General features: G+C 68.1%; 9 protein-coding genes. 1 reads left to right on the plus strand and 8 read right to left on the minus strand.

The genetic code is table 11. From position 1 onward, the window contains the following. The 8 genes from GTW43_RS32675 to ngcE all read right to left on the minus strand — a co-directional run. Window positions 1-569: 1-deoxy-D-xylulose-5-phosphate synthase N-terminal domain-containing protein (locus GTW43_RS32675; protein ID WP_343246185.1), on the minus strand; the 569-nt coding region annotated here is incomplete at its 3' end. A gap of 188 nt (window positions 570-757) precedes the next feature. Then, entirely contained in the window at window positions 758-2,020 is a 1,263-nt protein-coding gene (locus tag GTW43_RS32680) for a sugar ABC transporter permease (protein WP_343246186.1), read from the minus strand. 23 nt (window positions 2,021-2,043) lie between these two features. Further along, on the minus strand, window positions 2,044-2,835 hold the full coding sequence (locus GTW43_RS32685; protein ID WP_161305590.1) for an ATP-binding cassette domain-containing protein: 792 nt from the start codon (window positions 2,833-2,835) through the stop codon (window positions 2,044-2,046). 188 nt (window positions 2,836-3,023) lie between these two features. Continuing rightward, window positions 3,024-4,136, minus strand: a complete 1,113-nt coding sequence (locus GTW43_RS32690) for a substrate-binding domain-containing protein (protein WP_202502244.1) — start codon at window positions 4,134-4,136, stop codon at window positions 3,024-3,026. A gap of 133 nt (window positions 4,137-4,269) precedes the next feature. Next, a complete protein-coding gene (locus tag GTW43_RS32695; RefSeq protein WP_161305592.1) occupies window positions 4,270-5,469 on the minus strand; it encodes an ROK family transcriptional regulator in 1,200 nt (399 codons plus the stop codon). A gap of 265 nt (window positions 5,470-5,734) precedes the next feature. After that, window positions 5,735-6,634 (minus strand): carbohydrate ABC transporter permease, encoded by a 900-nt coding sequence (locus tag GTW43_RS32700; protein WP_202502245.1) that lies wholly within the window; start codon window positions 6,632-6,634, stop codon window positions 5,735-5,737. 5 nt (window positions 6,635-6,639) lie between these two features. Next, the gene (locus tag GTW43_RS32705; protein WP_161305594.1) at window positions 6,640-7,701 is read right to left on the minus strand and encodes a sugar ABC transporter permease; all 1,062 of its coding nucleotides are present in this window, start codon (window positions 7,699-7,701) and stop codon (window positions 6,640-6,642) included. 7 nt (window positions 7,702-7,708) lie between these two features. Then, window positions 7,709-9,115: an N-acetylglucosamine/diacetylchitobiose ABC transporter substrate-binding protein gene (gene ngcE, locus GTW43_RS32710; RefSeq protein WP_202502241.1), complete on the minus strand. Its 1,407-nt coding sequence runs from the start codon at window positions 9,113-9,115 to the stop codon at window positions 7,709-7,711. A 1,004-nt stretch (window positions 9,116-10,119) separates the two neighbouring features. Between ngcE and GTW43_RS32715 the strand changes: the two genes are divergently transcribed. Further along, window positions 10,120-12,255 (plus strand): glycoside hydrolase domain-containing protein (locus GTW43_RS32715; RefSeq protein ID WP_202502242.1); only part of this gene is annotated, 2,136 nt, incomplete at its 3' end.

Below are 12,255 nucleotides of genomic sequence, written 5' to 3' on the forward strand. Positions count from 1 at the left end.
GCCAGGTGGTTGGCGAGGCCGCCGATGGTGGGCGCGTAGGAGCGCTCGTTGTCGTTGACGACGATGACGAGCGGGCGGTCCTTGGCGGCCGCGATGTTGTTCAGCGCCTCCCAGGCCATGCCGCCGGTCAGGGCGCCGTCCCCGATGACCGCGACGACGTGGTCGTCCCGGCGGCGCTGCTCGTTGGCCTTCGCGAGGCCGTCGGCCCAGCCGAGGACGGTGGAGGCGTGCGAGTTCTCGATGACGTCGTGGTCGGACTCGGCCTGCGAGGGGTAGCCGGACAGGCCGCCCTTCATCTTGAGCTTCGAGAAGTCCTGGCGGCCGGTGAGCAGCTTGTGCACGTAGGACTGGTGGCCGGTGTCCCACAGGACCTTGTCCTGGGGGGACTCGAAGACGCGGTGCAGGGCGATCGTGAGCTCGACGACGCCGAGGTTGGGGCCGAGGTGGCCGCCGGTCTTCGAGACCGCGTCCACGAGGAAGGTCCGGATCTCTCCCGCCAGCTGGTCCAGCTGCTCCAGGCTGAGCCGGTCCAGATCGCGCGGTCCCGTGATGCGGGTCAGCAGCGGCACCCGTGCCTCCTTGCAATAGAGCGTTCTGTAGCTGGCAGAGCTGTTCGAGCTTGCCGGATCCGACGAGTCTAATGTTCCGCCGCCGCGGGTGGCGGCCGGGCCGTGCGTTCGGGGCACGACAGTGCCCGGCGTCCTCGTCGACGCCGGGCACGGTCGGCCTGGTCAGAAGCGGTCGGGCGGGGCCTGGATCAGGCGCGGCCGGCCGACTTCTGGGTCTTGCGGGTGATCGAGTCGATGACGACCGTGGCGAGGAGCACACCACCGGTGATCATGTACTGGATCGGGGTGGCGATGCCCTGGAGGGCGAGGCCGTACTGGATCGAGGTGATGACCAGCACACCGAGCAGCGCGTTCCAGGTGCGGCCGCGTCCGCCGAAGAGGCTGGTGCCGCCGATGACGGCCGCCGCGATGACGTTCATCAGGAGGTCGCCGGAGCCGGCGCTCTGGTTCGCCGCGGCGATCTTGGAGGCCCAGAAGAGACCGCCGACGGCCGCGAAGAGGCCCGCGATGGCGAAGACGGAGATCCGCACCGCCGTCACGTTGATACCGGCACGGCGGGACGCCTCGACGCTGCCGCCGAGCGCGAAGACCTTGCGGCCGTACGAGGTGCGGCGCAGCAGGAAGTCGGTGCCGACCAGGACGATGCCGAAGAGCAGTACCGCGAGCGGCAGGCCCTTGTACTGGTTGAAGATCACCGCGACGCCGAAGACGGCGACGGCGAGCAGCACGGTGCGCATCAGGATGTCGCTGAGCGGCCGCGACGGGATGCCCGCGGCGGCACGGCGGCGGTTGCCGAGGAAGGTCGGCACGAAGTAGGCGACCACGGCGACGAGGGCGAGGCCGTAGGCCGCGATGACGTCGGAGAAGTAGTAGCTGGTCAGCTTGCCGACGACGCCGTCGCTGTCGATGTTGATCGTGCCGTTGGCGCCGAGGATCTGGAGCATGAAGCCGTTCCAGAACAGCAGGCCGGCCAGGGTGACGGCGAAGGCGGGGGCGCCGATGCGGGCGAAGAAGAAGCCGTGCAGGGCGCCGATGACCGCGCCCGCCGCGAGGGCGGTGACGACGGCGAGCCACTCGTTGACACCGTGCGTGACGCTCATGACGGCGAGGATCGCCGAGGAGACACCGGAGACGGAGCCGACGGAGAGGTCGATCTCGCCGAGCAGCAGCACGAAGATGATGCCGACGGACATCATGCCCGTGGCGACCATCGCGACGAAGATGTTGTTCAGGTTCTCCGCGCCGAGGAACGCCGAGTTGAGGCTCTGGAAGATCGCGCAGATGACGATCAGGCCGATGACGACCGGTATGGCGCCGAGGTCGCCGCCCTTGATCTTGCGCTTGAACTCGCTCAGGTAGCCCGCGAAGCCCTGCTCGCGCACGAGGAGCCGGGGGTCGACGGCCGCGACGGAGGCGCCGGCAGCGGCCGGGGCCGCCTCGACCTCGTCCACGGGCGCCTTGCTCTTGTCGATGCTCACTTCTGAGCCTCCCCGTTGGTGCGCGCCGCGCGCCGGGTCACCGCGTTGTCCGTGGCGCCGGTGATGGCGGAGATGATCTCTTCCTGCGAGGTGGTCTTGACCTCGAACACGCCATTGTTGCGCCCGAGGCGCAGGACGGCGACCTTGTCCGCCACGGCCTTGACGTCGGCCATGTTGTGGCTGATGAGGATGACCGCGTGACCGCGCTCGCGCAGCCGCTCCACGAGGTCGAGCACCTGTGCGGTCTGCTCGACGCCGAGGGCGGCGGTGGGCTCGTCCAGGATCACCAGCTTGGGCTCGCCGAGCATGGAGCGGGCGATGGCCACGACCTGGCGCTGACCGCCGGAGAGCGAGGCGATCGGGATGCGCACGCTGGGGATGCGGATCGACAGGGTCTCGAGCAGCTCGCGGGAGCGGCGCTCCATCTCGACCTCGTCGAGGACGCCGCGGCGCTTGATCTCGCGGCCCAGGAACAGGTTGCCGACGACATCGATGTTGTCGCACAGCGCGAGGTCCTGGTAGACGGTCGCGATGCCCAGTCCCTGGGCGTCCTGCGGCTTGGTGACCGAGACGGCCTTGCCGTCCCACTCGATGACACCGTCATCGATGGGGTGCACGCCGGCGATCGTCTTGACCAGGGTGGACTTTCCGGCGCCGTTGTCGCCGACGAGGGCGACCACCTCTCCGGCATGGACCTCAAGCTCTACGTCGGTGAGCGCCTGGACGGCACCGAATCGCTTGGAGACCCCGCGCAACGCCAGCACGGGCGTAGCGGACACGTGAACCATCTCCTTCGCCGCCAAAGGCCTGACCCGGCGGGAGGTTGAACAGAAGTGAAGTCTGAGGGGGGGTGGGGATGCATGGCGTCCGGCGCCCCGCCGTTGAGCTTGCGGGGCTGTCGGCGGCGGGGCGCCGGACGTGCGTCACACGGGTGCGGCGCCGCGGGCGGCGCGCGGGTCCCGTGCGGGACCTGTGGTTACTTCAGGCCGATCTTGTCGCAGGCCGCCTTGTACTTGGCGGTGCAGATCTCGTCGAGGGTGTAGTACCCCTCCTTGATGACCGTGTCCTTGATGTTGTCCTGCGTGAGCGAGACGACGGGGACGATGACGGCCGGGACACCCTTGGTGGTGCCGCTGTCGACCGTGCTGGTCTTCAGGGAGCTGTCGACCTTGCCGGTCTGGGCGATCGAGACGGCCATCTTGGCGACGGTCTCGGCCTCCTGCGGGTACGACTTGAAGACGCTCATGTACTGGTCGCCGGTGACGATGCGCTGCACGCCGGCGAGCTCGGCGTCCTGGCCGGTGACCGGGGGGAGCTTCTTCAGGCCCGCGCCCTTGAGCGCGGTGATGATGCCGCCCGCCATGCCGTCGTTGGCGGAGTAGACGCCCTTGATCTGGTCCTTGCCGATCGCGGAGATCGCGCCCTCCATGTTGGAGTTGGCGTTCTCCGGCTTCCACTCCTTGGTGTCGTAGGACTTGGCGATGTTCACCTTGCCCTTGAGCACCTCGGTGGCGCCGTCCTTGAACTGCTTGGCGTTCGGGTCGGTGATCGCGCCGTTCATCATCACGATCTTGCTGCTGGGCTTGGCGTCGCCGCCCATGGCCTTCAGCAGCGCCTTGCCCTGGGTCCGGCCGACCTCGGTGTTGTCGAAGGAGGTGTAGGCGTCGATGGGGCCCTCGGCCAGACGGTCGTACGCGACGACGGGGATGCCCGCGTCCTTGGCCTTCTTGACGCCGCCGGCGACGGCCTTGTAGTCGACCGCGTCCAGGATCAGGACGTCGACCTTCTTGGTGATCATCGTGTCGATCTGCTGCGACTGCAGGGTGGCGTCCTGCTTGGCGTTGAGGTACTCGACCTCACCCTTGCCGTTGGTCAGCTCGGAGATCTGCTTCTCGATGATCGGCTTGTCGAACTTCTCGTAGCGAGCCGTCTGGTTCTCCGGCAGCAGCAGGCCGACGGTGATGTCGTCGCCCTTCTTGGAGCCGGTCTTCTCGGTGTCGCTCTTGTCGCCGGACTCCTTGGCACTGCCACAGGCGGCGAGCGACACGGCCATGGCGGTGGCACAGAACGCAACGGCGGCGCGACGCATACGCGTGTTCACTTCAGAAACCTCCCTGACGAGGCCGCGACGTTGCGGCCGAGGTGGCTGGAAGTCAACTCGGCCGCAACCCCAACGTCAAGCAGTAAATCCTTAACGAGATGGCAACGGTGTCATGCGTTCTCTAAGTGAAGGCAGGTGTCGCCATCGGAACAGCACCGTCCAAAAGGGTGGAATCACCCATCTCGCTGAGGGCCAGGGCGAGGGCCCCGAGGACCTCCGCACGGCCGCCCAACGCCCCAGGGAGGACCGACAGTTGACGCGCCGCGCTGGGGATCGCGTAGCGGCTCACGGACTCCCTTATGGGCCCCAGAACCAGCTCTCCGGCCTCCGCCAGATCGCCGCCGAGGACGACCCGGGAGGGGTTCAGCAGGTTGCACAGATTCGCGACCCCGGAGCCGATGTGGCGGCCCACGTCCGCGATCACCCGGCGGCAGCCCGGATCGCCGTCCCTGGCGAGCCGTACGACGCCCTCCATGGTCAGATCGGTGCCGTGACTCGACTGGAGCAGCTGGAGGACGTAGCGGGCCGCCGTGAAGGTCTCCAGGCAGCCGCGGTTGCCGCAGCGGCAGACCGGGCCCGACTCGTCCAGCGTGATGTGCCCGATCTCCCCCGCCGTGCCCCCCGGGCCGCGGTAGATCGAACCGTCGATGACCAGGCCGGCGCCGACACCGCTCGCGACCTTGATGTACGCCAGGTCGCGCACCCCGCGGCCGCTGCCCCAGACGAGCTCGCCGAGGGCGCCCAGGTTGGCGTCGTTGTCCACGTGCACGGGCACGCCCAGACGGCGGCTGAGCTCCTCGGCGGGCTTGGCGCCCGTCCAGCCCGGCAGGATCGACGTGGAGCCCAGGGTGCCGCTCTCGACGTCGATCGGGCCCGGGACGCCGAGCCCGACGCCCGCGACCTTGGAGCGGTCCACGCCGGTGGCCACGACCAGGCGCTCGACGAGCTCCTCGGCCCGGTCGAAGCCCTGCGCGGCGCTCGCGTCCACGTCCAGCGGCTCGGACTCCTCGGCGAGCACCTGGTGGGCCAGGTTGCCGATCGCGACCCGCAGGTGGGTGTGGCCGAAGTCGACGCCGATGACGATGCCCGCGTCGCCGCTCAGGGACACGCTGCGGGCCCTGCGTCCGCCCGCCGAGGTGGGCGTGACCTCGACGGTCCCGCCCTCCCTGAGCTCCCGGACGATGTTGGAGACGGTCGCCGCGGACAGGCCCGTCGTGCGCGCGATCTCGGCCTGCGTGAGCGAGCCGGCGAGGCGTACGGCGCGCACGACCCGCTCCAGATTGGCCCGGTGCAGCGACGACTGCGACCCCGGAGTCTCCATTGACTCATCCCACCCTTAGCCCGTTGACGGGCGGCCCCCCGTGTGTGAGCCGTCCGTGGCCCGCGTCACACGGAGAGTGACCGGGCCTTGTACAAGTTATGAACTCCAAGCTCCGCTGAAGGGGCCCATGGCGTCAAGCCCTTGACAGAAATCGGTTCCAGCGGCCGTGCACAGGGGTCCGGCCCCGGAGAGACGTCTCTCCGGGGCCGGACCCCTGTGCACAACAGGTGAAGCGGTGGCGCTCCGCCGCGGGTGTCGGCGGGTGTCAGCGGAAGGTGCCCTGGGACACCGAACCGGCGATCCGCCGCTGGAAGATGATGTACACGATCAGTACGGGCACCACGGTGATCACGATCGCCGCGAAGAGCCCGCCGTAGTCGATGTCGTACACCTGCGAGGACGCGTAGGCGGACATTCCCTGGGTGAGGACCCACTTGTCCTGGTCGGTGTTGAGCGCGACCGGCAGGAGGAACTGGTTCCACAGGCCCAGGAAATTGAAGATCGCCACTGCTGCCATACCGGGACTGGCCATCGGCAGCATGACCTGGAAGAACGCCCGCCACTCCCCCGCTCCGTCGATCTGTGCCGCCTCGTAGACGTCGTGCGGCAGCGACCGGAAGAACGAATAGAGGAAGAACATCGTGAACGGCAGCGCGAAGGCGACATACGTGAGGATCAGACCGGGCCGCGTGTTCAGCAGCCCGAAATTCTGCAGCTGGAAGAAGAGCGGCACGATCGCCAGGAAGACCGGGAAGGTCAGACCGGCGAGCATCACGTAATAGATGACCCGCCGGCCGGGGAACTGGAACCGGGCGAGGACATAGGCGCACATCGCACCCAGGAGCATCACCAGGACCAGCGCGCAGACCACGACGATCACCGAGTTCAGGAAGTACTTCCCGATGCTCGCGTCGGTCCACGCGTGCGTGTAGTTCTCGACCCTCCAGTGGTCCGGCAGCGAGAACGGCGACGAGAGGATCTCGCCGGTCGACTTGAACGACGAGACCAGCACCCACAGCATGGGCACGATCACGATCACGGACCACAGGATCAGCAGGGTGTGCGACACCACCGCGAACCTGCGGTCGCTGCTCGCGACGGCCTGCGTCAGCTTCCGGTCCCGCGTGGGCCTGCGGTCACTCGCCGTCTTCCGGTCGGCGGTCATCGTGCTCACAGGGCACCTCCCTTGGCTTCGGCACGCCGAGCCCGGGACGCGCGCACCTTCTTCTTGCCCTCGCCCTCACCACCGCCGGTCAGCCGGTTGACGGTGAAGACCAGCGCCGCGAACACCAGGGTGACGACGGCGAGGACGACCCCCATCGCGGTGGCGACGCCGAACTGCTGCTTGGCGAACGCGATGGTGAACAGCCGCTGGCTGATCGTCAGGGTGGCGTTGTTCGGTCCGCCGTTCGGCAGCATCGCCTGGACGTAGACGAACGAGTCGAGGGCGGCGATCCCCAGGTAGATGTAGGCCGTCTGCACGCTGTCCCGGATCGCCGGCAGGGTGACCGCGAGCGTCATGCGGAAGCGGCCGGCCCCGTCGATCCTGGCCGCCTCGTACAGCTCGGCCGGGACACCCTTGATCGCGGCGATGAAGAGCACCGCGTAGAAGCCGACGAGCCCCCAGACGATGACGAACATCAGGGCGGGCATCGCGCTGACCGGTTCGCCGAGCCAGGCGAACTTGTCGAAGCCGTCGAGGCCGAGCCCGGTGAGGATGCCGTTGACCAGTCCCGCGTTCGGGTCGTACATCTGCGCCCAGATCAGACCGACGATGATCGCCGGCACGACGTAGGGGAAGAACGAGACGATCCGGTAGAACGACGCGCCCTTGATCCCGCGGACGGGGCCCTTGCTGGGTCCGCCGAGAGTGATGGCCACCGCGACCCCGAGGGCGAGCACCAGCGTCACCAGCGGCACGCAGACCGCGAGCAGCGCGATGTTGCGCAGCGCCTTCAGGAAGATCTCGTCCTGGAAGATCTTGACGAAGTTGTCGAGGCCGACGAACGAGTAGTCCGGGCTGAATCCGCGCCAGTCGGTCATCGCCCAGAAGATCGCCTGGGCGAAGGGGTACAGGACGAAGAGCACGAAGATGGCCAGCGGGACGCCGAGGAACGCGAGAAAGAACGTCACCCGGTCGAGAGTGAACTTGCGGCGCCGGGGCCGCCCGCCGCGAGCGGCCGGCGTGGGCCGGCTGCTCGCGGTGTCGGATGTGCTGATCGTGTCTTTCATGGCGTTGCTATTTGACCTCGAGCTTCTTGATGGAGTCGTCTTCGCGGACCTTGTCGGAGATCTTCTGCATGGCCGCGGTCAGACCCTTGGCGTCGAGGTCACCGGCGAGGAACGAGTTCCACGGCACCAGCAGGTCGGTGTTCATCCCGTAGGCGACGATGAACAGGTAGTTGAAGATGTTCTCGCCCGCGGCCTCGAGCATCTTCGACTGGGCGACCAGCGCGGACGATCCGTAGCCGTCGGCGGGGACGGTGCCCTTGACGATGGTCGGGGCCAGCTTCGTCTTGGAGAAGTTGGCCGCCGCCTCCTGGGAGAGCATGGCCCGCAGGACTTCCTTGCCGCCGGCCGCGTTCTTGCCCTGCTTGGGCACGATGAACGGCTCGCCCGCGGCCGCGCGCAGCGCCTCGTAGGGCATCTTCGGCTTGTCGGTGAGCGTCATCTCGGGGATGCCGGTCATCTGGAAGTCCTTCTTGGTGGCCTTCTTCATCTCGTTCTCGATCCAGCCACCGGACGGGTAGAGCAGCGCCTTCTGGTCGTTGCTCCAGATCGCCTGCGCCTTCTGGAACTGGGTGCCCGAGCCACCGGGGACGAACATCTTCTGCTTGACCATGGTTTCCATGACCTTGAGCACGCCCTGGATGGCCGGGTGCGACCAGGAGTCCTTCTCGAGCTTCTCGAGCGCGATCCGGACCTCGTCGCCGCCCTCCTTGATCGCCGAGTCGACGAGGAGGGTCAGGTAGTACGTCGCGGCTTCCTTGCCGTGGACGAAGAGGTACTTGCCCTTCTTCTTCGCCTGCTGGCCGAGGTCGAGCGCCTCGTCCCAGGTCTTCGGCGCGGTCCAGTTGTTCTCCTCGAAGAGCGTCTTCGAGTGCCAGACGCCGTACACCGTCATGACGTAGTTGAGGCCGACGAACTTGCCGTTGAACGTGCCGGGGTCCTTGACGTTCGGGTAGACCGTGTCGGCGATCTTCTTGCCCTCGTAGTTGTTGGCCTCGAAGACGTCGTCGAGCTCCTCGAGCTGGTCGAGGATGCCGAGGAAGCCGATCTGGTCCTCGCCGGAGTTGTCGATGAGGTCCGGCGGGTTGCCGCCGACGAAGCGGGGCTGGAGCTCCGGGGCGATGTCGACGACCGGCTTGACCTTGACCGTGAGGCCCTTGACCTGGCTGCCGACCACCTTGCTGGTGAAGGCGACGTAGTCGGTGCCGTAGCCGCCGTCGAAGATGGCCGCGTCGACCTTCGAGTTCTCGGCGACGCCGAACGGATTCTTGGCGCTCTTCTCGCCCTTCGGGCTGCCACCGTCGTCGTCGTTGCTGGAGGGAGAGCCACACGCCACCGCGAACGAGCCCATGGCCGCGGTCGCGATCGCCCCGCGCAAGAGCGTCCGCCTGTCGAGAGAGCCGGTACGAAGGGTCATCTCTGCATCCTCACTGATCGAATGGATCTGTACGGGTGTGCTGCGGGTGCGGCTGCCCTGCCGGGCGCCGGCCGCATGTCTGCTGGAGCGGGCCCCGTGAGCGGTTCCGTGCCGGAGAGGTCGGCGCGGAGGCACAGCGGGGCGTTTCGCCGTCGTCCCGGTGCCGTGCGGCGGCACCGAGGGTGATCAGCTGAGCGATACAGGAACAGCAGTCGCCGGGGCCGCGGCCGGAGCGACCGAGGCGCTCCGCCTGATCAGGTCGCGATGGCCTACGCCGGGTGTGGATCCCATGCTCAAGTCCTCGCCTTCTCCAGGACTCAGGCGGTGAACCGGATCCTCCCCGGCACCGCGGTGATGTGCTGTGTCGTGCCGGGAACGAATCCCCGGATCCCGCTGCGGAATCGCTTCCCGGACGTGATCCGGAAATGCGCCCGTCGCGGGGAACAGATGGAGCTGGGTGGTACGGAAATGAACCGGACGTGACGGAGGAATACGGCGGTCGACGCACGCGCGCACCTGCCGATTCCCCCCTTCCCCCGGGCCCGTCCGCGGCCGGTTCGCACCGTCCGGGCCAGACGCCGACAGGTATAGTCCACTTCCTGTGAGGGGGGCAAGATCGAATGCAGGTTTGGACGCCGGTCTTTTCCGAGTTGAGACCTCCCGGAAATAAGCCGGACTGAGGCCTTTGTCGATCTTGCCAATCCCCTTGTCTACAAAGGATGGAGGAGCGGCCTCCCGAAGCGGCCCGCAACACGGCCGCGAGCCGGGACGAGTCGGGTGAAGTGCCCCTCCGGGGGCGCCCGGTGGCCGATTCCGGACACGCCGCGTTCGACAGTCGAACGCAGACGGCCGCACTCCCTGCCCCGAAGGCGCCCCGTACGCCCGGAGCGCCCGCTTCCGCCCGTACGGGGCAACACCCTTGACACCCATGGCCACTTGCCGCCCTACTGGACCCTGCGCAACTAGCTGACAACGTTGTCTGAGCTCGCCGGGAGGGTGCAGCGATGCAGGGCGGTACCAGCGGACACAGAACGGGCCGGCACAGAACCGGTCCGTCCCGACCCAGAATCGGCATCACGGCGGCGCTCGGCGCGGCCGCCCTGGTGCTCACGGCCGCCGGACAGGGTGCGGCCGCACCGCAGCCGGGCCACGGCCATGGCGCGGCACAGGAGTTCAGCTCCTCCTTCGAGGCCGGGCAGCCGGCCCCGGACTGGCTGAACACCGTGGACACCGGCCCCGACGGCAAGAAGCGGGCGAGCGGCGTCGACGGCGGGTACAGCGGCGGCATCCCGGGCAATGTCAACGGGCACGTCACCGAGGTCCGCGCCAGCGACGAGAACACCGGCGGCGGCGAGACCAAGGAGAACCTGGTCGACGGCGAGGCGACCACGAAGTGGCTGGCCTTCACGCCGACGGCCTGGGTCGAGTACGACCTGGACTCCGCCGTCGAGGTCCGCAAGTACGCGCTCACGTCGGCCAACGACCACGACGAGCGCGACCCGCGGGACTGGGTCCTCAAGGGCTCCGCGGACGGCAAGACGTGGACCACGCTCGACACGCGCACCGGCGAGACCTTCGGCGAGCGTCTCCAGACGAAGACCTACGACATCGAGAAGCCGGCCGCCTACGCGCACTTCCGCATCGAGTTCACCAAGAACAACGGCGCGGACGACGCCACCCAGCTCGGCGACCTCCAGCTGTCCACCGGCGACGACGAGACGCCGGTGCCCGAGGACATGCTCTCGCTCGTCGACAAGGGCCCGGCGGGCTCGCCGACCGCGAAGGCGGGCGCGGGCTTCACCGGGGTGCGCGCCCTGCGCTACGCGGGCACGCACAAGGCCGACGGGCGGGCCTACTCGTACAACAAGGTCTTCGACGTCGACGTGAAGGTGCACAAGGACACCGAGCTGTCGTACAAGATCTTCCCGCAGATGGCCGACAAGGACCTCGACTACGACGCCACGAACGTCTCCGTCGACCTGGCCTTCACCGACGGCACGTACCTGAGCGACCTCAAGGCGGTCGACTCCAACGGCGGGCTGCTGACGCCGCAGGGGCAGGGCGCCGCCAAGCGCCTGTACGTGAACCAGTGGAACGCGGTGCGCTCGGGCATCGGCTCGGTCGCCGCGGGCCGGACGGTCGACCGCATCCTCGTCGCGTACGACTCCCCCAAGGGCCCGGCGAAGTTCCGCGGCTGGCTCGACGACGTCGCCATCGACCGGGCGAAGCCGGCCAAGCCGAAGGCGCACCTGAGCGAGTACGCGTCGACGACGCGCGGCACCAACTCCAGCGGCGGCTTCTCGCGCGGCAACACCTTCCCGGCGACGGCCGTCCCGCACGGCTTCAACTTCTGGACGCCGGTCACGAACGCGGGCTCGCTCAGCTGGCTGTACGACTACGCGCGCGACAACGACGAGAACAACCTGCCCACCATGCAGGCGCTGGCCGCGAGCCACGAGCCCAGCCCGTGGATGGGCGACCGGCAGACCTTCCAGATGATGCCGTCGGCGGCGAAGACGGTCGACACGTCCCGCACCGGGCGGGCGCTGCCGTTCAAGCACGAGAACGAGACGGCGCGCCCGTACTACTACGGCGTGACGTTCGAGAACGGCGTGAAGGCCGAGATGGCCCCGACCGACCACGCGGCGGCGCTGCGCTTCAGCTACCCCGGCGACGACGCCAGCGTGGTCTTCGACAACGTCTCCGAGCAGGGCGGTCTCACGCTCGACAAGGACAAGGGCGTCGTCACCGGCTACTCGGACGTGAAGTCCGGGCTGTCGGCGGGCGCCACCCGGCTCTTCGTCTACGGCGTCTTCGACAAGCCGGTCAAGGAGTCCGAGGCCTCGGGCGTGAAGGGTCACTTCACGTTCGACGCGGGCAAGGACCGCACCGTGACGCTGCGCCTGGCGACCTCGCTGATCAGCGTCGACCAGGCCGCCGACAACCTGGCGCAGGAGCTGCCCGCGAAGCGCTCCTTCTCCGCGGTGCGTGACGCGGCGCAGGCGCAGTGGGACCAGCTGATGAACAAGGTGGAGGTCGAGGGCGCGACGCAGGACCAGCTCACGTCGCTGTACTCCTCGCTCTACCGCCTGTACCTCTACCCGAACTCGGGCTTCGAGAAGGTCCGTTCGGATAGCGGC

Source organism: Streptomyces sp. SID5785, from assembly GCF_009870065.1.
Lineage (GTDB): Bacteria > Actinomycetota > Actinomycetes > Streptomycetales > Streptomycetaceae > Streptomyces.

Coding starts and splice junctions, on each gene's coding strand:
- GTW43_RS32685 (WP_161305590.1), bottom strand. CDS start 2,835: ATGGTTCACGTGTCCGCTACGCCCGTGCTGGCGTTGCGCGGGGTCTCC.
- GTW43_RS32690 (WP_202502244.1), bottom strand. CDS start 4,136: ATGCGTCGCGCCGCCGTTGCGTTCTGTGCCACCGCCATGGCCGTGTCG.
- GTW43_RS32695 (WP_161305592.1), bottom strand. CDS start 5,469: ATGGAGACTCCGGGGTCGCAGTCGTCGCTGCACCGGGCCAATCTGGAG.
- GTW43_RS32700 (WP_202502245.1), bottom strand. CDS start 6,634: ATGACCGCCGACCGGAAGACGGCGAGTGACCGCAGGCCCACGCGGGAC.
- GTW43_RS32705 (WP_161305594.1), bottom strand. CDS start 7,701: ATGAAAGACACGATCAGCACATCCGACACCGCGAGCAGCCGGCCCACG.
- ngcE (WP_202502241.1), bottom strand. CDS start 9,115: ATGACCCTTCGTACCGGCTCTCTCGACAGGCGGACGCTCTTGCGCGGG.